The 19588-nt window shown below is 51.9% G+C and carries 20 protein-coding genes; 13 read left to right on the top strand and 7 right to left on the bottom strand.

What is annotated here, in order from left to right; genetic code table 11:
• Window positions 1–484: 484 nt before the first annotated feature.
• Both B2Q93_RS13680 and B2Q93_RS13675 read right to left on the bottom strand, forming a co-directional pair.
• Window positions 485–1135, bottom strand: a complete 651-nt coding sequence (locus B2Q93_RS13680; RefSeq protein ID WP_286933493.1) for a hypothetical protein — start codon at window positions 1133–1135, stop codon at window positions 485–487.
• A 160-nt stretch (window positions 1136–1295) separates the two neighbouring features.
• Window positions 1296–2819: a tyrosine-type recombinase/integrase gene (locus tag B2Q93_RS13675; protein WP_349679663.1), complete on the bottom strand. Its 1524-nt coding sequence runs from the start codon at window positions 2817–2819 to the stop codon at window positions 1296–1298.
• 254 nt (window positions 2820–3073) lie between these two features.
• On the opposite strand from B2Q93_RS13675, the gene rluB reads away from it, so the two are divergent.
• Window positions 3074–3949, top strand: a complete 876-nt coding sequence (gene rluB, locus B2Q93_RS13670) for a 23S rRNA pseudouridine(2605) synthase RluB (RefSeq protein ID WP_040075355.1) — start codon at window positions 3074–3076, stop codon at window positions 3947–3949.
• A 31-nt stretch (window positions 3950–3980) separates the two neighbouring features.
• Here rluB and cobO read toward each other — a convergent pair whose 3' ends face one another.
• Together cobO and B2Q93_RS13660 are read right to left on the bottom strand one after the other, a co-directional pair.
• On the bottom strand, window positions 3981–4571 hold the full coding sequence (gene cobO / locus B2Q93_RS13665) for a cob(I)yrinic acid a,c-diamide adenosyltransferase (protein WP_286933490.1): 591 nt from the start codon (window positions 4569–4571) through the stop codon (window positions 3981–3983).
• The gene (locus B2Q93_RS13660; protein ID WP_040075357.1) at window positions 4568–5329 is read right to left on the bottom strand and encodes a YciK family oxidoreductase; all 762 of its coding nucleotides are present in this window, start codon (window positions 5327–5329) and stop codon (window positions 4568–4570) included. The genes cobO and B2Q93_RS13660 overlap by 4 nt, the downstream gene beginning before the upstream one ends.
• 247 nt (window positions 5330–5576) lie before the next feature.
• On the opposite strand from B2Q93_RS13660, the gene sohB reads away from it, so the two are divergent.
• A complete protein-coding gene (gene sohB / locus B2Q93_RS13655; RefSeq protein WP_286933488.1) occupies window positions 5577–6623 on the top strand; it encodes a protease SohB in 1047 nt (348 codons plus the stop codon).
• 31 nt (window positions 6624–6654) lie between these two features.
• Here the strand turns inward: sohB and B2Q93_RS13650 are convergent, their stop codons facing one another.
• Window positions 6655–6906: a YciN family protein gene (locus B2Q93_RS13650; RefSeq protein WP_040075359.1), complete on the bottom strand. Its 252-nt coding sequence runs from the start codon at window positions 6904–6906 to the stop codon at window positions 6655–6657.
• A 398-nt stretch (window positions 6907–7304) separates the two neighbouring features.
• Here B2Q93_RS13650 and topA point away from each other — a divergent pair, with 398 nt between their 5' ends.
• From topA to acnA, 6 genes are all read left to right on the top strand, one after another.
• Window positions 7305–9902 carry a type I DNA topoisomerase gene (topA, locus tag B2Q93_RS13645; RefSeq protein ID WP_040075361.1) on the top strand — a complete coding sequence of 866 codons (2598 nt, stop codon included), beginning with the start codon at window positions 7305–7307 and terminating at the stop codon, window positions 9900–9902.
• A 187-nt stretch (window positions 9903–10089) separates the two neighbouring features.
• Window positions 10090–11064 carry an HTH-type transcriptional regulator CysB gene (cysB, locus tag B2Q93_RS13640; RefSeq protein ID WP_040075362.1) on the top strand — a complete coding sequence of 325 codons (975 nt, stop codon included), beginning with the start codon at window positions 10090–10092 and terminating at the stop codon, window positions 11062–11064.
• A gap of 305 nt (window positions 11065–11369) precedes the next feature.
• The gene (locus tag B2Q93_RS13635; RefSeq protein WP_080346611.1) at window positions 11370–11531 is read left to right on the top strand and encodes a YmiA family putative membrane protein; all 162 of its coding nucleotides are present in this window, start codon (window positions 11370–11372) and stop codon (window positions 11529–11531) included.
• Between the two features lie 2 nt (window positions 11532–11533).
• Window positions 11534–11704, top strand: coding sequence for a hypothetical protein (locus B2Q93_RS13630; RefSeq protein WP_286933486.1), 171 nt, complete (start codon window positions 11534–11536; stop codon window positions 11702–11704).
• A 133-nt stretch (window positions 11705–11837) separates the two neighbouring features.
• Complete coding sequence (ymiC, locus tag B2Q93_RS13625) at window positions 11838–11936, top strand: small membrane protein YmiC (RefSeq protein WP_327061775.1); 99 nt, start codon at window positions 11838–11840, stop codon at window positions 11934–11936.
• 174 nt (window positions 11937–12110) lie between these two features.
• Window positions 12111–14786: an aconitate hydratase AcnA gene (gene acnA / locus B2Q93_RS13620; protein WP_040075364.1), complete on the top strand. Its 2676-nt coding sequence runs from the start codon at window positions 12111–12113 to the stop codon at window positions 14784–14786.
• A gap of 50 nt (window positions 14787–14836) precedes the next feature.
• Here the strand turns inward: acnA and ribA are convergent, their stop codons facing one another.
• Entirely contained in the window at window positions 14837–15427 is a 591-nt protein-coding gene (gene ribA / locus B2Q93_RS13615; protein WP_040075365.1) for a GTP cyclohydrolase II, read from the bottom strand.
• 176 nt (window positions 15428–15603) lie between these two features.
• Between ribA and pgpB the strand changes: the two genes are divergently transcribed.
• The 5 genes from pgpB (at window position 15604) to yciH (ending at window position 19255) form a co-directional block, all read left to right on the top strand.
• Window positions 15604–16368 (top strand): phosphatidylglycerophosphatase B, encoded by a 765-nt coding sequence (pgpB, locus tag B2Q93_RS13610; protein WP_212475754.1) that lies wholly within the window; start codon window positions 15604–15606, stop codon window positions 16366–16368.
• A gap of 151 nt (window positions 16369–16519) precedes the next feature.
• Window positions 16520–16828: a LapA family protein gene (locus B2Q93_RS13605; protein ID WP_040075368.1), complete on the top strand. Its 309-nt coding sequence runs from the start codon at window positions 16520–16522 to the stop codon at window positions 16826–16828.
• Between the two features lie 6 nt (window positions 16829–16834).
• The gene (gene lapB, locus B2Q93_RS13600; protein WP_040075369.1) at window positions 16835–18004 is read left to right on the top strand and encodes a lipopolysaccharide assembly protein LapB; all 1170 of its coding nucleotides are present in this window, start codon (window positions 16835–16837) and stop codon (window positions 18002–18004) included.
• A gap of 187 nt (window positions 18005–18191) precedes the next feature.
• On the top strand, window positions 18192–18929 hold the full coding sequence (pyrF, locus tag B2Q93_RS13595) for an orotidine-5'-phosphate decarboxylase (protein WP_286933481.1): 738 nt from the start codon (window positions 18192–18194) through the stop codon (window positions 18927–18929).
• Window positions 18929–19255, top strand: coding sequence for a stress response translation initiation inhibitor YciH (gene yciH / locus B2Q93_RS13590; protein WP_046885220.1), 327 nt, complete (start codon window positions 18929–18931; stop codon window positions 19253–19255). The genes pyrF and yciH overlap by 1 nt, the downstream gene beginning before the upstream one ends.
• A gap of 70 nt (window positions 19256–19325) precedes the next feature.
• Here yciH and osmB read toward each other — a convergent pair whose 3' ends face one another.
• Window positions 19326–19544 (bottom strand): osmotically-inducible lipoprotein OsmB, encoded by a 219-nt coding sequence (gene osmB, locus B2Q93_RS13585; protein WP_040075373.1) that lies wholly within the window; start codon window positions 19542–19544, stop codon window positions 19326–19328.
• Window positions 19545–19588 lie beyond the last annotated feature (44 nt).

The following is a 19588-nucleotide window of genomic DNA, read 5'->3' as shown; positions in this document are numbered from 1 at the left end:
CGTTACCGGGATTACCCACGCCCAGACGGATGGAACACAATGAATAACGATAAGTCAAACCACCCTAAATACTTCCAATACTTGGGCCGCATGATCACCGCTTACCCTACATACATCATTATTGACGGTATCAAGATTAGCCGTTCCCGCTTGTCATTTGCCTTTCAGTTGGAGTTAGCGAAAGCGCTACGGCTTCATGAGGAAAAGAACCAATAAAAAACCCCGCACAGAGGCGGGGTTAGTCATTACTTGCGCTTGCGGCTTTTGGCTCGGTGCCTATGTTCGGCGATGTACGCACCCACTAGACTGATGGCAGCTTATCACTCATTCTCAAGTCTAGTCCGTCGTGCTCTCGTAGAAACTATATTGAAGCCCATACATATCTCGAACCTATATATTCTGGATTCATCCCTTTATCTGTGGGTAATTTTGTGTGAAGCAGTCAGGAACTGTTTTTATTACCGATAGCGTCAATTAGACTTGCCTATATTAGTTTATTAGTACGAAGGGTGTTATAAAGGGATAGATATTCATTCGCCAAAAGCTCAATTGCATATTCAATATCTAATATGGGGAAATTGCACTGTTTCCCAAAGACAGATTCAAATATTGTTCCTAAACTACGTCCATGGGTATCAAAGCTTGTAATTCGATAGAGTGGGTAAAGGTAATTTAAAGTACCACCGCTATGGTTTTTTACATACCCAAGCATGGTATTTACATCGGGAAGTTTTTTGAGATTTTTCCATGTAGGGTCCGCTGGTTCTAGATTATTTCCATGTTGGGTCATGAAATTAGACCATACAGGCGCGTTAAGGTCATTCATTAATTTTCGATAGTTATCTTTAAATGTGTTTTTCTGTTCTTCATATCGTGCTGACATAAGTGAAAAATCATCAAAAATGTAGAGTATTGTAAAGTATGGCTCTAGCAGAGAGCGTGATAAAACATGTGTTAAGTATCTTCCGTCAACAGTAGAACTAGTATTAAGGCAGATATCACTAGTTAACAAAGTTCCCGCGATTGAGTAAAAACGAAGTACTTCCTGAAGGAAGAAGCCTGTTGCATCTGGATTTTGCTTTAACCCCTTGATATTGTTGAGTTCTTTTCCTAGTAAGTCGAAGTGTTGTGGCATGAGATTCCTTGTTTATTCAGATGTATGCGATGCGGATGTTGTACCATGTAACTTAGACAGCACGGTTGTATAAGAAATACCTTTTTAACTATATGCTACCATGTATCAATTGAATAAAAATACTCGTGTAATTAATATGTTGTAACTCATGTGAATCCATTCATGACTTGATTGTATAATCAATCACCGGAAGTAGATCTTTCAAGGGTAGTGTATGAGTATACCTTGAGGTGATACCTAGCGATTGTGTTCTGCTGTGACCAACAACAAACTGGATCAGTGCTGCGTTTCCAACGGATGCAATAGCATTGCTTATAAATGTGTGTCTCAGTGAGTGGACCCGGCGCTTGAGTCCGAACTCGTTGTAATCGGGGATGTCTAGTCCATTCATCATATCCACCCAATCTGTGGTTACGGTGGTGTAGTTGGGAAGTTTGCCAAATACACGGTCGGAATCCTTGAGGTTTTTTACACAAGCCAAAAGCCCCGCCTCAATAGTCTTATGTATTGGAACCTGGCGACGGGCGTGTTCGGTTTTCCCACCTTCAATAAAGATATACCCGCGCCCGGTCTCCTCATCTTTCCGTATGTGGTGCTTACGGATATCCGCTATTTCACCACGTCGAGCACCTGTATAAATCAAGGTCAGGAAGTACCATTTCCGATAATCACTGCTTGGTAGTGCAAAGAGATGCTCTTTGATTCGACTCAGTTCATTGGCTGTATAGTTCCCACCCCGGTTGGATTTAACCTCGTAACTAATCCCATCAGTAGGGGATTTGGTAAGAACATCTTTCTGATCGACTAGATACGTTTTGAACAATGAACGCCATAGCTTTAAATGTTTGTGGACATGCTCACTGGCGATCAGGTCATCCTCAGGGACATCGTAATCAATGCACTCGGCAAGACTCATTTTGGAGTAGGGTAGTTTAGTTCGAGTAGGCAGATTCTCTGCCACCTTGAGAGAATCCCTTAAATCCTGTTTCTTAACGCTATCAACAGGGACATCACCCACAACATGATAGAGGACATCAAAGAAACGCTGATTTTCATTTGCTGTTTGCTTGCGCCACTTTTGACCCTTATCCTTTATATAGTCGTTCCACGCTTCTAACAATCTTGGGCTGTGTGCTGGTTCAGTCTCGGCAGTTGTCGCTGTATTTTGCTCCATTGGTACTGGGGTAACTGCCGGGATTGCATTTTGTAAAGCTGACCCCATCGAATTAATGATCTGCTGGTATCGTGTCAAATCACCTGAATAGAATGCTTCATAAGCCTGTGACATAAGGGCCTGATTCATATTTATCTGGCTGGCGATATGGTGAACCTGATCAAGGTCGGATTCATTAACTGTTAACATCTGCTTTCTGAGTGCAGCGGTCATCATCCTGGCGGAAATATCGTTACCATTATACATATGCCCCATATAGGAGTTGGCGTAGCCTTGCGCCTTGTTTGCGGTGTCTAGGGGCGATAAAGATTCACCTGTAATCTGTTTATGGTACCTGCCTAATTCTGGTAACCTTTTAGCCTCTTCAAGGCCACCTTTAAGCCAATTCAAAAGATATTCATCAAAGTCCTGCTTGGTGGCGGTGCGGTAACCCTGCATTTTGTGTTTGAACTCTTCGAGGCTCATCGTTCCATTCTGTACAAGGGGTATGAAAGGGCGGATCTGATTCATGATCACTTCCGCTTGCTTTCGGCTATCAGTACCGAGACTTAAGCGCACAAAACTTGTTGAATCATTTAGTCTAAAGTTAGTGTAGTATGTGCGCCCACGAATCATTGTGTGTGACAGCTTGTGTGACATATTGTTTGCCATGCTGTGTACCATGAAATAGTTACATATCAGTGAGTTAAGTTGTTATTGATGCTAACTCGTTGTTTTTGAAAGTATACCAGACGCCTGTGAAGGCGACACCTGAAGGAAGCTCAATGAGCGAGAAATTACAGAAAGTGCTGGCGCGTGCTGGCCACGGTTCACGCCGTGAAATCGAAACCATTATTGAAGCAGGTCGCGTCAGTGTAGACGGCAAAATCGCTACGCTGGGCGATCGCGTTGAGATCGTACCGGGACTGAAGATCCGTATCGACGGACATCTGATCTCGGTAAAAGAGTCGGCGGAGCAGATTTGCCGCGTGCTGGCTTACTATAAGCCAGAAGGCGAACTCTGTACCCGTAACGATCCTGAAGGGCGTCCTACCGTCTTCGATCGTCTGCCGAAATTGCGCGGTGCGCGCTGGATTGCCGTAGGCCGTCTGGACGTTAACACCTGCGGGCTGCTGCTGTTCACTACCGATGGTGAACTGGCCAACCGTCTGATGCACCCAAGTCGTGAAGTTGAGCGTGAATACGCGGTACGCGTGTTTGGTGAAGTCGACGACAATAAAGTGCGCGACCTGTCGCGCGGTGTGCAGCTTGAAGATGGTCCGGCAGCATTTAAAACCATCAAATTCACCGGCGGTGAAGGCATCAACCAGTGGTACAACGTGACCCTGACCGAAGGCCGTAACCGTGAAGTGCGCCGTCTGTGGGAAGCCGTGGGCGTGCAGGTCAGCCGCCTGATTCGCGTGCGCTACGGCGACATCCTCCTGCCAAAAGGTTTGCCACGCGGTGGTTACACCGAGCTGGATTTAACCCAGACGAACTACCTGCGCGAGTTGGTGGGGCTGACGCCAGAAACCACCTCCAAGGTGGCGGTTGAGAAAGATCGCCGTCGCATGAAGGCGAACCAGATCCGCCGCGCGGTGAAGCGCCACAGCCAGGTGAGCACCGGTCGCCGCTCAGGCAGCCGTAACAACAATGGTTAAAACAACAAACCCGGCATTGCCGGGTTTTTTCTTAATAGTCGATACCAATTTGCGCTTTCACCCCGGCATCAAACGCATGTTTGACCGGACGTAGCTCACTAACGGTATCTGCTATCTCCAGAATATCTCTGTGACAACCACGCCCGGTCACGATCACCGTCTGATGAGCTGGCCGGTTTCGCAGCGCGGTGATGACCCTTTCAAGCGGCAGATAGTCGTAGGCCACCATATAGGTAATCTCATCCAGCAGCACCATGTTCAGGGTGGGATCAGCCAGCATCCGCTCGGCATGCTGCCAGACCGCCAGGCAGGCGGCGGTGTCAGTCTCCCGGTTTTGCGTGTCCCAGGTAAACCCGGTTGCCATCACCTGAAACTCCACCCCATGCGGTTCCAACAGATTACGCTCGCCGTTTGGCCATTCGCCTTTAATAAACTGGATTACGCCGACCTTTTGACCATGACCGACGGCGCGAGTGGCGGTGCCAAACGCGGCGGTGGTTTTACCCTTACCATTGCCCGTAAAGACAATAATAATTCCACGCTCATCCTGTGCGGCGGCAACGCGGGCGTCGACCTGTTCTTTTAACCGCTGCTGGCGCTGCTGATGACGATCATCACTCATTGGGAAATCCCTGGTTTACGGCCCGGTTGGGCATCAAAAGTCATACCGGTTTTCCGGCGGCTATCATCGCCCATCAGCCATAAATAGAGCGGCATAATGTCGGCAGGTGTTTTGAGTTTGTCCGGATCTTCCGTCGGGAATGCGCTGGCACGCATTTTGGTACGCGTACCTCCTGGGTTAATACAGTTCACGCGCAGATGACGGCTCTGATATTCTTCTGCCAGAACCTGCATCATCCCCTCAGTAGCGAATTTCGAGACGGCATAAGCGCCCCAGTTGGCACGCCCCTGACGGCCAACGCTGGAAGAGGTAAAGACCAGCGAGCCAGAGTCTGACTTCAGTAATAAAGGAAGCAGTGCCTGAGTCAGGAAAAAAGTACCGTTGACGTTGACCTGCATCACTTGCTCCCACAACACCGGATCCTGTTCATCCATCGGGCGCACTTCCCCCAGTAAACCGGCGTTATGCAGCACCCCGTCGAGGCGAGGGTAGTGGGCGGCAATGCGCTGCGCCAGGGCCTGACAGCTCTCAGGGGTGCAGGTCAGGAGATCCAGTGTATACCAGCGCACCGGATGCGGGCTCACCTGGGCGACATCGTCGGCCGCAGCGCGTAATTTCTCTTCGTTACGGCCCAGCAGGATCACGCTGGCGCCGTGGCGGGCATAGGTCAAGGCTGCTTCAAGGCCAATGCCGTCGCTGGCGCCGGTGACCAAAATAATACGGTTTTGCAGTAGATCTTTTTTCGGTTGATAGTGCACGGTAACTCCTCTGGCACGCATGTTTTCTGCGTCTGCTCTCTACGCTTTTCGGGTTTATGCCCGAAAGCGCGCGTGATTTCAATCAGTCTACCGGAGACTTGGTAGTGAAATTAACAATTTGCAAACATTTCGCGGCGGTTTAACCATTCCGGAAGCGCGATCGCAAGGGTAACTTCACAAGCGAGACGCCCGGCCATGGCTGTTGTACACTGGGTGCGAAAACAAGTGGTTAAATCAAGGTGGACGCGTGGAATTACTCTCTGAATATGGTTTATTTCTGGCGAAAATCGCAACGGTGGTGATTGCCATTGCGATAATCGCAGTTCTCATTGTTAACCTGACGCAGCGCAAGCGTCAGCGCGGCGAGTTACGTATTACCCGTTTGAGCGAGCAGTACAGCGAAATGCAGGAAGATATGTCGGTCTCCCTGCTCGACAAACATCAGCAAAAGCTGTGGCATAAAGCCCAGAAGAAGAAACACAAGCAGGAAGCCAAAGCCGCTAAAGCGCAGGCCAAACAGGAACAGCGAGACGATCCGACAAAACCGCGCGTCTATGTGCTGGATTTTAAAGGGAGTATGGATGCGCATGAAGTGGCTTCCCTGCGTGAAGAGGTAACCGCTATTATTGCCGTTGCCAAACCGCAAGATAAAGTGGTGGTACGACTCGAAAGCCCTGGTGGGGTGGTGCACGGTTATGGCCTGGCAGCCTCGCAGCTGCGGCGCTTACGTGACAAGCAGATCCCTCTGACGATCGCGGTCGACAAAGTCGCGGCAAGCGGCGGCTACATGATGGCCTGCGTGGCGGACAAAATTGTCGCGGCGCCATTCTCGATTATCGGGTCGATTGGCGTGGTAGCGCAGATCCCTAACTTCAACCGCTTTCTGAAAAGCAAAGATATTGATATCGAGTTGCACACGGCGGGGCAGTACAAACGCACCCTGACGCTGTTAGGTGAAAACACCGAAGAGGGGCGGCAGAAGTTTCGCGAAGATCTTAATGAAACTCATCATCTGTTTAAAGATTTCGTTAAGCAGATGCGTCCATCACTGGATATTGATCAGGTTGCAACCGGTGAGCACTGGTACGGTGTCCAGGCGCAGGAGAAAGGGCTGGTTGACGAAGTGGGGACCAGCGACGATCTGCTGCTGGGCCTGATGGAAAACCATGAACTGGTAGGGGTACGGTTTGTCCAGCGTAAACGCCTGACTGACCGCTTCACCAACAGCGCGGCTGAGAGCGCCGATCGCCTTCTGCTACGCTGGCTTCAGCGCGGTCAAAAACCGCTGCTGTAACTAAAACGCGAGGCGCAGGCCTCGCGTTTTTTTAATCAACAAGGTGATACTTTTCTGAGAGCGTATGCGCCAGGTATTTAAACATATTAAACACCGCGGTGCTTTTTGGGGTTGGAAGCCCTTGCTCATCAAGGAAATACTCACCGCTGAACACCAGCACGCCGTTGCGCTGCTCGACGCCCGTGGCTTCAATGCCGGCCAGGGTGTCTTCATGTTCACGAATCAGTTTATTTGCTTCTGCGAGCAACGTGGCTCGGTCAACAGGTTGGGTCGTTTGCTGCATAATCCACTCCTTAAACAGTGACAATAGTCTACGCCGCAGCGATGAAGTGGGCAAATTTTCCCTGTTTTAGCAGTGGGTTTATCCTGCTGACCCCGCTGGCGAGATTTGCTTTTGCATGCTAATAAAGTTGCGTAACGAATTATATCAGGTAGAGTGTGCGCTTTCGTCATTCTGGCAATAGATTTGCTTGACATTCGACCTAAACTTCGTCGTGCAGTCACGTTGATGCGAGAAAAAGCCCGTTAACTCAACCGCCTGGAGAAAGACGCGTTGTCGTCCGGAAACCGCAGGGGGTTGATATCCACCGGGGATGTCGCAATATAAATGGCTCGTCGCCAGTGGAAGGTGAAATTACGTGCGACGTATTCCTGGAAGAAACAAATTAGGTAAAGGTGATTATGGGTAAAGCTCTCGTTATCGTTGAGTCCCCGGCAAAAGCCAAAACGATCAATAAGTATCTGGGTAGTGACTACGTGGTTAAGTCCAGCGTCGGTCATATCCGCGATTTGCCGACCAGTGGCTCAGCCAGTAAAAAGAGCGCAGACTCTACCTCCACCAAAGGGGCTAAAAAGCCTAAAAAGGATGAACGTAGTGCGCTCGTCAACCGCATGGGGGTCGATCCCTGGCATGACTGGCAGGCACAATATGAAGTGCTGCCAGGAAAAGAGAAAGTTGTCAACGAGCTGAAACAGCTGGCTGAAAAAGCAGACCACATCTATCTCGCAACCGACCTTGACCGCGAAGGGGAGGCCATTGCATGGCACCTGCGGGAGATCATCGGTGGCGACGAGACACGCTATAGCCGTGTCGTATTTAACGAAATTACCAAGAATGCGATTCGTCAGGCGTTTGAAAAGCCGGGCGAACTGAATATCGATCGTGTAAATGCGCAACAGGCCCGTCGTTTTATGGACCGCGTTGTGGGTTACATGGTCTCTCCGCTGCTGTGGAAAAAAATTGCCCGTGGGCTGTCCGCCGGACGTGTTCAGTCAGTAGCGGTACGCCTGGTCGTAGAGCGCGAGCGTGAGATTAAAGCATTCGTCCCGGAAGAGTTCTGGGATATCAATGCCAACGTTACTACCCCGGCTGGCGATGAACTGCCGCTGGAAGTCACGCATCAGAACGACAAGCCGTTTCGTCCGGAAAACCGCGACCAGACCATGGCTGCCGTGGCGCTGCTGGAAAAAGCACGTTACGACGTGGTGGAGCGTGAAGACAAACCGACCTCCAGCAAGCCTGGCGCACCATTTATCACCTCCACCCTGCAGCAGGCGGCAAGTACCCGTCTGGGCTTCGGCGTGAAGAAAACCATGATGATGGCGCAGCGTCTGTATGAAGCAGGCTACATCACCTATATGCGTACTGACTCGACGAACCTCAGTCAGGATGCTGTGAGCATGGTGCGGGATTACATTAGCGATAACTTCGGTAAGAAATATCTGCCGGAGAGTGCGAACCAGTATGCGAGCAAAGAAAACTCTCAGGAAGCGCACGAAGCGATTCGTCCTTCTGATGTAGCCGTCTCCGCTGAATCGCTGAAAGATATGGAAGCGGACGCGCAGAAACTTTATCAACTGATCTGGCGTCAGTTTGTTGCCTGCCAGATGAACCCGGCCCAGTACGACTCCACAACCTTGACCGTTGCTGCGGGTGATTTCCGCCTGAAAGCGCGCGGACGCATTCTGCGCTTCGACGGCTGGACTAAAGTGATGCCTGCGCTGCGTAAAGGTGATGAAGACCGCACCCTGCCGGCAGTGAATAAGGGCGACACACTCTCGCTGGTTGAATTAACCCCGGCTCAGCACTTTACTAAGCCGCCGGCACGTTTTAGCGAAGCGTCACTGGTTAAAGAGTTAGAAAAACGCGGTATTGGTCGTCCGTCGACTTACGCGTCAATCATCTCCACCATCCAGGACCGCGGCTATGTACGCGTTGAGAGTCGTCGTTTCTACGCCGAGAAGATGGGAGAAATTGTCACCGACCGTCTGGAAGACAACTTCCGCGAGCTAATGAACTACGACTTTACCGCCCAGATGGAAGATCGTCTCGATCAGGTGGCGAACCATCAGGCGGAATGGAAGAAGGTGCTCGATAGCTTCTTCAGCGACTTCACCCTTCAGCTGGATAAAGCGGAAAAGGCGCCGGAAGAGGGCGGCATGCAGCCGAACCAGATGGTGCTGACCAGCATCGATTGCCCGACCTGTGGCCGCAAAATGGGTATCCGTACTGCGACCACCGGTGTCTTCCTGGGCTGCTCCGGTTACGCGCTGACGCCGAAAGAGCGTTGCAAAACCACCATTAACCTGGTGCCAGAGAACGAAGTTCTTAACGTGCTGGAAGGTGATGACGCAGAGACCAACGCGTTGCGCGCCAAACGTCGTTGCCAGAAATGTGGCACGGCGATGGACAGCTACCTGATCGATCCGAAACGCAAATTGCACGTTTGTGGTAATAACCCAACCTGCGATGGATACGAGATCGAAGAGGGCGAGTTCCGCATCAAAGGCTATGACGGCCCGATTGTAGAGTGCGAAAAATGTGGTTCTGAAATGCACCTGAAAATGGGGCGTTTTGGCAAATACATGGCTTGTACAAACGACGAGTGTAAAAATACGCGTAAGATTCTGCGTAACGGTGAAGTGGCGCCGCCGAAAGAAGATCCGGTTCCGCTGCCTGAACTGCCATGCGAGAAATCGGACGCTTACTTCGTACTGCGCGACGGTGCTGCAGGGGTCTTCCTGGCGGCTAACACCTTCCCGAAATCTCGCGAAACCCGCGCGCCATTAGTGGAAGAGCTGTACCGCTTCCGCGACCGCTTGCCGGAAAAACTGCGTTATCTGGCTGATGCGCCGCAGCAGGATCCAGAAGGGAACAAGACCGTGGTCCGCTTTAGCCGTAAAACGAAACAGCAGTATGTTGCAGCGGAAAAAGAGGGCAAAGCCACTGGCTGGTCTGCATTCTTCGTTGACGGTAAATGGGTCGAAGGTAAGAAATAACCTTTACATACCGTAACTTACCTGTAAAAGGGCCGGATCTCCGGCCCTTTTTTATTACATTCTTATTATTTTTAGTTCCGTACTATACAGTGATGATATAAATGATATAGTGGTTATAGTTAACCCCTTTCTTATTATCAAATCGTCTTAAGCGATTGCCCGTGTGCGTTAAATCGGATGGTCTGGCATGAAACTACAGCAGCTTCGCTATATTGTTGAGGTCGTTAATCACAACCTCAATGTCTCTTCGACCGCAGAAGGTCTTTATACCTCCCAGCCCGGTATCAGCAAGCAGGTGCGTATGCTTGAAGATGAGCTGGGCATCCAAATCTTTGCCCGTAGCGGTAAACACCTGACGCAGGTCACTCCCGCCGGACAGGAAATTATTCGTATTGCGCGCGAAGTGCTATCCAAAGTGGATGCCATCAAATCCGTGGCGGGCGAACACACCTGGCCTGATAAAGGTTCGCTCTATATTGCGACGACCCACACCCAGGCGCGTTATGCGCTGCCAGGCGTTATTAAGGGTTTCATTGAGCGTTATCCCCGCGTATCACTGCATATGCACCAGGGGTCGCCTACGCAAATTGCTGAGGCGGTATCGAAAGGCAATGCTGACTTTGCGATTGCCACGGAGGCCTTGCACCTGTATGACGATCTGGTCATGCTGCCTTGCTATCACTGGAACCGCTCTATCGTAGTGACCCCGGATCACCCCTTAGCGGCGAAGAGCTCCGTCTCTATTGAGGAACTGGCCCAGTACCCGCTGGTGACCTACACCTTTGGCTTTACCGGGCGCTCAGAGCTGGATACCGCATTTAATCGTGCCGGGCTGACGCCGCGTATCGTCTTTACCGCCACTGATGCCGACGTCATTAAAACCTACGTTCGTCTGGGGCTTGGGGTAGGGGTGATTGCCAGTATGGCGGTCGATCCCGTCTCCGATCCGGATTTAGTCCGTCTGGATGCGCAGGGCGTATTTAGCCACAGTACGACCAAAATCGGTTTCCGTCGTAGCACCTTCTTGCGCAGTTACATGTATGATTTCATTCAACGTTTCGCGCCTCATTTGACGCGCGATGTGGTGGATACCGCCGTCGCGTTACGCTCGAATGAAGATATCGAAGCGATGTTTAAAGATATTAAACTTCCGGAAAAATAATCACATCCGGTATCTTTCCCCTGCGGAAAGATACCGTCTTTAATGGCTTAACCTAAATTAGAATTATCATCATCTTCGTTTAACCCGCCCAATTTCTCCCTTCGCCAGACTAAACTGTCGCAAATTTGCGACAAAAGTAGAAAATATTATCCCGCTTCGCAAATTCTTCGTTTCAATTATTTATTTCCGGTCAAAAGATTAACTATTTAATGGCTTAGGATTCGTAAATTCACTGGATTTTCGTCTAAAGTTCTTTTAGGATTTATCTCAACCATGATTACTTATGCCGATTGTTTGGTATCGAAATGATAAGCGAAATCGATTGCAAGAGGATAGCAATGCCATCAGGAAGTGAAGAACCGCAAAGGGACCCGCAGCTCAAGCGTAAAGCCTGGCTGGCCGTATTCCTTGGCTCAGCACTGTTTTGGGTGGTTGTTGCGCTCCTCGTCTGGCACTTTTGGGGTTAACTATGGCTGTTCAGGAGCGGTTTGAAACCAGCAAGCTAATGTGTCAGCACCGTGACACAGCGCGCGATACGCGTAAACCTGAAAAGGCTAACGTGCCGGCTTCCTGGAAGCTGTCGCCGCAGCAGAAAGCTTTTATTGACGCGTTCGCAGAAGACGAACCGAAAAAACAATAATTTAGTTTTTACCGCTCCGCGTAATTGTCCAATTACTCGCCGCGCTTTTGTACTCATTAATAAATACACATCAGCAATATTACTGAGTAAAATCTCAACCCTTACGAATAAATATATGACTGGTGTCGCAATGATGAATAATATGCGCAGTATCAAATACTGGTCCTGGATGGGCGCGTTTTCACTGTCGATCCTTTTCTGGTGCCAGCTAATCTGGATGACAATCAACTGATTGCTTAAAAACCCCGCCTGTGTGCGGGGTTTTTTATGCGTCTTTATTCAGATTTATCCCGCTAATTTATCAATTTGGGTTGTTATCAAAACGTTACGTTCTCTTTGTGTTATCTTTAATTACAGCCCTGATAACTGTCAGGACATCGCAATCCCTGTAATTAAGGAGGAGCTTATGTCGTTAACCCTACGCGAAGCCAGTAAGGACACATTGCAGGCTGAGAATAAAACTTACCATTACTACAGTCTGCCGCTGGCTGCCAGGGAACTTGGGGATATTGCGCGTCTACCCAAGTCGTTAAAAGTGTTGCTGGAAAACCTGCTGCGCTGGCAGGACGAAACTTCCGTCACGCTTGAAGATATTCGCGCGCTCGCCGGATGGTTGAAAACCGCCCATGCTGACCGGGAGATCGCCTACCGCCCCGCCAGGGTTTTAATGCAGGACTTTACGGGCGTGCCTGCTGTTGTTGATCTGGCCGCCATGCGTGAAGCCGTTAAACGGCTGGGCGGTGATACCGCAAAAGTGAACCCTCTCTCCCCCGTTGACCTTGTTATCGACCACTCCGTTACCGTTGACCACTTTGGGGATGACGATGCCTTTGAAGAGAACGTGCGTCTGGAAATGGAGCGCAACCACGAGCGCTACGTCTTCCTGAAGTGGGGACAACAGGCATTTAGCCGCTTCAGTGTCGTACCGCCCGGAACGGGGATTTGCCATCAGGTGAACCTTGAATATCTGGGCAGAGCGGTCTGGAGCGAACTTCAGGATAAAGAGTGGGTGGCCTATCCGGACACGCTGGTAGGCACGGATTCGCATACCACTATGATCAACGGCCTTGGCGTACTGGGGTGGGGCGTCGGCGGTATCGAAGCCGAAGCCGCGATGCTTGGTCAACCGGTATCAATGCTTATTCCTGATGTGGTCGGTTTCAAACTGACCGGCAAACTCAGTGAGGGCATCACCGCCACTGACCTTGTATTGACCGTCACCCAGATGCTGCGTAAGCACGGGGTAGTGGGCAAATTCGTCGAATTTTATGGGGACGGACTGGATTCTCTTCCGCTGGCGGACCGCGCCACCATCGCCAATATGGCGCCAGAATATGGCGCAACCTGCGGCTTCTTCCCTATCGATGGCGTCACCCTCGACTATATGCGTCTGAGTGGCCGCAGCGAGGAGCAGGTGGCACTGGTAGAAGCCTATGCTAAAGCGCAAGGTATGTGGCGTAATGCGGGAGATGAGCCCGTCTTCACCAGTACGCTGGCGCTGGACATGGGTAGCGTAGAGGCGAGCCTGGCCGGACCAAAACGCCCTCAGGATCGTGTTGCCCTGGGGGATGTACCGAAAGCCTTTGCCGCCAGCACCGAGCTTGAGGTCAATACGGCGCAGAAAGATCGCCGTCCCGTCGATTATTCCATGAACGGCCACGCCTACCAGCTGCCGGACGGCGCGGTGGCTATCGCGGCGATCACCTCCTGTACCAATACCTCCAACCCCAGCGTGCTGATGGCCGCCGGGCTGCTGGCGAAAAAAGCCGTCACGCTGGGCCTGAAGCGTCAGCCGTGGGTCAAAGCCTCGCTGGCACCGGGTTCGAAAGTGGTATCAGATTACCTGGCGCAGGCCCGACTTACCCCTTACCTCGATGAGCTGGGCTTTAACCTGGTGGGATACGGCTGTACGACCTGTATCGGCAACTCGGGGCCGCTGCCGGAGCCTATCGAACAGGCGATTAAGCAGGGTGACCTCACCGTTGGTGCGGTGCTGTCGGGTAACCGTAACTTTGAAGGTCGTATTCATCCCCTGATAAAAACGAACTGGCTGGCTTCGCCGCCGCTGGTGGTGGCTTACGCGCTGGCGGGGAACATGAATATCAACCTGGCAACCGATCCGCTGGGGCATGACCGCAAAGGCGACCCGGTCTACCTGAAAGATATCTGGCCATCGGCGCAGGAGATATCTCGCGCGGTTGAGCAGGTCTCAACCGATATGTTCCGCAAAGAGTATGCCGAAGTCTTTGAAGGCACACCTGAGTGGAAAAATATCGAAGTGGCACGCTCAGATACTTATAGCTGGCAGAGCGACTCAACCTATATTCGTCTCTCCCCATTCTTTGACGATATGGGGGCCGAGCCAAAACCACTGGAGGATATCCACGGAGCACGGATCCTGGCAATGCTGGGGGACTCGGTGACCACGGACCATATCTCCCCGGCAGGCAGTATTAAGGCCGACAGCCCGGCAGGACGTTACCTGCAAAGCCGCGGTGTAGAGCGTCGTGATTTTAACTCCTACGGTTCGCGCAGGGGTAACCACGAAGTGATGATGCGCGGTACCTTTGCCAATATTCGCATTCGTAATGAGATGGTTCCGGGCGTTGAGGGGGGCATGACCCGTCACCTGCCGGGCAGCGAGGTGGTGTCGATTTACGATGCAGCCATGGCCTATCAGCAGGAAGGCACACCGCTGGCGGTTATCGCCGGGAAAGAGTATGGCTCTGGCTCCAGCCGCGACTGGGCGGCGAAAGGGCCACGTCTGTTAGGCGTGCGGGTTGTGATTGCCGAGTCGTTCGAGCGTATCCACCGTTCAAACCTGATTGGGATGGGTATCTTGCCGCTGGAGTTCCCGCAGGGCGAATCACGGAAAACGCTGGGGCTGACGGGCGAAGAGAAGATCGATATTCGCGATCTTCAAAATCTGAAACCGGGGGCGACCGTGCCGGTTACGCTGACGCGTGCCGACGGCAAAACGGAAGTGCTGGAATGCCGCTGCCGTATTGATACCGCAACCGAGTTAACCTACTACCAGAACGACGGCATCCTGCATTACGTCATTCGAAACATGCTTAACTAACGCAAAAAAATGCCCGGCAGCGATGGCCGGGCATTTATTTTTTATCGCGTTTATTCGCCGAGGAGATGGCCCATCTTGGCGGCTTTCGTATCCAGGTAATGGGCGTTTTTCGGGTTACGTCCGACGATCAGCGGCACGCGCTCCACGATATTGATGCCCGCTTCGCTCAGGATTTCGACCTTACGTGGGTTGTTGGTCAACAGACGCACTTCGTCTACGCCCAGCAGCTTAAACATATCCGCGCACAGCGTGAAATCACGCTCATCGGCCGCGAAGCCCAGTTGATGGTTCGCTTCGACAGTATCGTAACCCTGATCCTGCAGCGCATAGGCCCGTATTTTATTCAGCAGGCCAATGTTACGTCCTTCCTGACGGTGATACATCAGTATACCGCGCCCCTCTTCAGCAATATGCGAGAGGGCAGCTTCGAGCTGGAACCCGCAGTCACAACGCAGGCTAAACAACGCGTCGCCCGTCAGACATTCAGAGTGCACGCGTGCCAGTACCGGCGTCTGACCGGAAATGTCTCCGTAGACTAACGCAACATGATCCTGCCCGGTTGCCAGTTCTTCAAAACCCACCATCAGGAAATCGCCCCAGGGGGTAGGCAGTTTGGCTTCTGCCACACGTTTAAGCTGCATGTGATTCTCCAGAAATGTGCCTGTTCGGCTCTCTTTATCTGCTTATTTTGCCACAAGCTGCGCAGGTTCACCTAATCCACGCCCGCTATACGAACGTTAAACGCACAATCCGACATTTTTACCTGTCGATGAATTTTCGGTTATGATTGTTGGGCTTATCGATAAAAGGAGTCGACATGCTTTCAATTGCCCGCCGTACGGCGGTAGGAGCAGGGATATTGCTCATTATGCCCGCCGCCGTCTGGATCTCCGGCTGGCAGTGGCAGCCAGGAGGCAGCAGCGCCTGGTTGAAAACCCTGTTCTGGGTAACCGAAACCGTCACCAAGCCCTGGGGCATTATTACCCATACGCTACTCTGTCTCTGGTTCTTATGGTGTCTGCGCTTTCGTCTACGCGCCGCGATCATGCTGTTTGCCATTCTCGGGGGATCGATTGCCGTGGGGCAGGGGGTGAAATCCTGGGTCAAAGACCGCGCGCAAGAACCGCGTCCTTATGTTGTCTGGCTCGAAAAAGAGCACCAGGTGCCAGTAAACGACTTCTACAATTTAAAGCGTAAGGCGCGCGGTGAACTGGTGAAAGAGCAGTTGGCCGAGCAGACGGATATTCCGAAATTCTTACGCAAGCACTGGCAAAAAGAGACGGGCTTTGCCTTTCCTTCGGGCCACACCATGTTTGCCGCCAGTTGGGCGTTGCTGGGCGTTGGGCTGTTATGGCCACGCCGGCGCACCATCACCATCGTCGTTCTGCTGGCCTGGGCCACGGGGGTGATGGGCAGCCGTCTGCTCCTGGGAATGCACTGGCCGGTCGATCTGATCGTCGCTACGCTTATATCATGGCTGCTGGTGACGCTTGCCACCTGGATTGCTGAGCGAGTCTGTGGACCGCTGATGCCGCCGAAAGAAGAAGAGCGAGAAATCGCCACCCGGGACGCGGAAAGCTGACCGCGGTTGAAAATCGCGATTTAACCCGCAGATCCTAATCTGGCGCGCGACTTTTTCCGTTTCGCGCCAGCCCTTAAAATGATAGGTTATAAGGCTGATTGCGGTATGTTGAACACACTTTATTCGCTCAAACCACATAACGGGAAGTAATGTGAAATATTTACTCATTTTCTTACTGGTATTGGCGATTTTTGTCATTTCCGTCACATTAGGTGCGCAAAACGATCAACAGGTAACTTTCAATTATCTGCTGGCGCAGGGCGAGTATCGAATTTCAAGTCTGCTGGCGGTGCTTTTTGCAGCAGGCTTTGCGATCGGCTGGCTAATTTGCGGGCTATTCTGGCTTAAAGTACGCGTCTCGTTGGCCCGTGCTGAACGAAAAATTAAACGTCTTGAATATCAGATCGCGCCCACGGCCGACGTTCCGGTAACTTCAGGTGTGCCGGTCGCGAAGGAATAATCGAAGATGCTGGAGTTGTTGTTTCTGCTTTTGCCTGTCGCCGCAGCCTATGGCTGGTATATGGGCCGCAGAAGTGCGCAACAGACAAAACAGGATGAAGCCAACCGCCTGTCACGTGACTATGTGGCAGGGGTTAACTTCCTGCTGAGCAATCAACAGGATAAAGCGGTAGACCTGTTCCTTGAGATGTTGAAAGAAGATACCGGCACCGTTGAGGCTCACCTCACCCTCGGTAACCTCTTCCGCTCCCGCGGAGAAGTTGACCGTGCAATTCGTATTCACCAGACCTTAATGGAGAGCGCGTCGTTAACCTACGACCAGCGCCTGCTTGCCGTTCAACAGCTTGGTCGTGACTACATGGCCGCCGGGCTTTATGACCGCGCGGAAGATATGTTCAACCAACTGGTGGACGAAACCGATTTCCGTATCAGCGCCCTGCAGCAGTTATTGCAAATTTACCAGGCCACCAGTGACTGGCAAAAAGCGATTGAGGTGGCTGAGCGGCTGGTGAAATTGGGTAAAGATAAACAGCGCGGCGAAATTGCCCATTTCTACTGCGAGCTTGCGCTGCAGCAGATGGGCAGCGAGGACATGGATCGCGCTATTGCGTTGCTGAAAAAAGGCGCCGCGGCGGATCGTAATAGCGCGCGTATCTCCATCATGCTCGGCCGGGTGTTTATGGCCAAAGGCGAATATAACAAAGCCGTGGAGAGCTTGCTGCGCGTCATTGATCAAGATAAAGAGTTGGTTAGCGAAACCTTAGAGATGCTGCAAACCTGCTATCAGCAGTTGGGCAAACCCGAAGAGTGGGTCGCTTTCCTGCGCCGCTGCGTGGAAGAGAACACCGGGGCCAGCGCCGAGCTGATGCTGGCAGATGTCATCGAACAGCATGAAGGTAGCGACACTGCGCAGCTCTATATAAACCGTCAGCTACAGCGCCATCCAACCATGCGCGTATTTCATAAACTGATGGACTATCACCTTCATGATGCCGAAGAGGGGCGCGCCAAAGAGAGTCTGATGGTGTTGCGCGACATGGTGGGTGAACAGGTACGCAGCAAGCCGCGTTTTCGCTGTCAGAAGTGTGGTTTTACGGCCTATACCCTTTACTGGCACTGTCCGTCGTGCCGGGCATGGAATACCATTAAGCCGATTCGCGGGCTGGATGGGCAGTAATTTTTAAAAAATCTCACTTTAGTTACAACATACTATTGGTGGTACATCTGCCGCCCTTTGACTCCGTGCGGCCTGTGGTCTGACAGGATTTAAATGGTTTCTGTTAATTTTTAGCACTCACAGGTAGAATGCTCGCCGTTTATCTATCCCGCGCCGGTGCGGCGCCCATCGACGAGAAGGCCAGGTCATGACGTCTTTAGCTTCATCATCTTCCCGCGTAGTTACATCCTCTCCTGTTGTTGTCGCCCTTGATTACAACAATCGTGATAACGCTTTGGCTTTCGTTGATCGCATCGACCCACGCGACTGCCGTCTGAAAGTGGGTAAAGAGATGTTTACGCTGTTCGGGCCGCAAATTGTCCGTGATCTGCAGCAGCGCGGGTTTGAAATCTTCCTCGACCTTAAATTTCACGACATTCCTAACACCACCGCGCATGCCGTAGCGGCAGCTGCAGATCTGGGTGTATGGATGGTGAACGTTCATGCCTCCGGCGGTGCACGAATGATGACAGCAGCGCGCGAAGCGCTGATACCGTTTGGCAGCGATGCCCCGCTCTTGATTGCGGTTACCGTGCTCACCAGCATGGAAGCCAGCGACTTGCTCGATCTGGGCATTACGCTCACGCCAGCGGAGCACGCAGAACGTCTGGCACGCCTGACGCAAAACTGTGGCCTCGATGGCGTGGTCTGTTCTGCTCAGGAAGCGGTTCGCTTTAAGAGCGAGCTGGGTCAGTCCTTCAAGCTGGTGACGCCAGGGATTCGTCCGGTGGGCAGCGATGCGGGCGATCAGCGTCGTATCATGACGCCGGAACAGGCGCAGAATGCCGGCGTAGACTATATGGTTATTGGGCGTCCGGTGACCCAGTCTGCCGATCCGGCGCAAACCCTGCGTGCCATCAACGCATCACTGAATAAGGGGGCGTAATGCGCGATACAAACAGTCGTCTGGTCTACTCAACTGAAACCGGGCGTATCGATGAACCCAAATCTTCCCCAGAACGACCGAAAGGGGACGGTATTGTGCGTATTCAGCGCCAGACCAGCGGGCGGAAAGGGAAGGGCGTATGTCTGGTTACCGGTATTGATGCTGACGATGCTACGCTGGTGCAGATAGCCGCGGAATTAAAAAAGAAATGTGGCTGCGGCGGCGCAGTAAAAGATGGCGTAATAGAAATCCAGGGGGATAAACGCGATCTTATTAAATCGCTGCTGGAAGCCAAAGGGATGAAAGTCAAACTGGCAGGCGGTTAAAAAAGGCAAAAAATAAGCCACGGCATTGGCCGTGGCATTAAATTCAATAGCGTGAAGCCGACTAACTTAATTAATCTACCTGGTGGCCGATAATACCGCCCACTGCTGCACCACCTAAGGTACCCAGCGTGCTGCCATCGGTCAGGACTGAACCACCGATAGCACCAGCACCCGCGCCGATAGCGGTGTTACGATCGCGTTTGGACCAGTTGGAACATGCGCTCAAAGACATTGCCAGAGTCACTGCCACTACGGCAGCAGTTAATTTCTTGCTGGTAAGTAAAGACATAATACGTTCTCCTGAATTATTGATTCATGGAACACATAATCAAT

It is taken from the genome of Leclercia sp. UBA5958 (assembly GCF_002430365.1).
Taxonomy (GTDB): domain Bacteria; phylum Pseudomonadota; class Gammaproteobacteria; order Enterobacterales; family Enterobacteriaceae; genus Enterobacter; species Enterobacter pneumoniae.
The sequence above is the reverse complement of the archived record's forward strand: the minus strand, read 5'-3'. Positions and strand labels throughout refer to the sequence as shown.

Bases quoted from the DNA above. Each gene is read 5' to 3' on its own strand.
- B2Q93_RS13680 (WP_286933493.1), bottom strand. From the start codon at position 1,135: ATGCCACAACACTTCGACTTACTAGGAAAAGAACTCAACAATATCAAG.
- B2Q93_RS13675 (WP_349679663.1), bottom strand. From the start codon at position 2,819: ATGAATCAGATCCGCCCTTTCATACCCCTTGTACAGAATGGAACGATG.
- rluB (WP_040075355.1), top strand. From the start codon at position 3,074: ATGAGCGAGAAATTACAGAAAGTGCTGGCGCGTGCTGGCCACGGTTCA.
- cobO (WP_286933490.1), bottom strand. From the start codon at position 4,571: ATGAGTGATGATCGTCATCAGCAGCGCCAGCAGCGGTTAAAAGAACAG.
- B2Q93_RS13650 (WP_040075359.1), bottom strand. From the start codon at position 6,906: ATGCAGCAAACGACCCAACCTGTTGACCGAGCCACGTTGCTCGCAGAA.
- topA (WP_040075361.1), top strand. From the start codon at position 7,305: ATGGGTAAAGCTCTCGTTATCGTTGAGTCCCCGGCAAAAGCCAAAACG.
- cysB (WP_040075362.1), top strand. From the start codon at position 10,090: ATGAAACTACAGCAGCTTCGCTATATTGTTGAGGTCGTTAATCACAAC.
- B2Q93_RS13635 (WP_080346611.1), top strand. From the start codon at position 11,370: ATGATAAGCGAAATCGATTGCAAGAGGATAGCAATGCCATCAGGAAGT.
- B2Q93_RS13630 (WP_286933486.1), top strand. From the start codon at position 11,534: ATGGCTGTTCAGGAGCGGTTTGAAACCAGCAAGCTAATGTGTCAGCAC.
- ymiC (WP_327061775.1), top strand. From the start codon at position 11,838: ATGAATAATATGCGCAGTATCAAATACTGGTCCTGGATGGGCGCGTTT.
- acnA (WP_040075364.1), top strand. From the start codon at position 12,111: ATGTCGTTAACCCTACGCGAAGCCAGTAAGGACACATTGCAGGCTGAG.
- ribA (WP_040075365.1), bottom strand. From the start codon at position 15,427: ATGCAGCTTAAACGTGTGGCAGAAGCCAAACTGCCTACCCCCTGGGGC.
- pgpB (WP_212475754.1), top strand. From the start codon at position 15,604: ATGCTTTCAATTGCCCGCCGTACGGCGGTAGGAGCAGGGATATTGCTC.
- lapB (WP_040075369.1), top strand. From the start codon at position 16,835: ATGCTGGAGTTGTTGTTTCTGCTTTTGCCTGTCGCCGCAGCCTATGGC.
- pyrF (WP_286933481.1), top strand. From the start codon at position 18,192: ATGACGTCTTTAGCTTCATCATCTTCCCGCGTAGTTACATCCTCTCCT.
- yciH (WP_046885220.1), top strand. From the start codon at position 18,929: ATGCGCGATACAAACAGTCGTCTGGTCTACTCAACTGAAACCGGGCGT.
- osmB (WP_040075373.1), bottom strand. From the start codon at position 19,544: ATGTCTTTACTTACCAGCAAGAAATTAACTGCTGCCGTAGTGGCAGTG.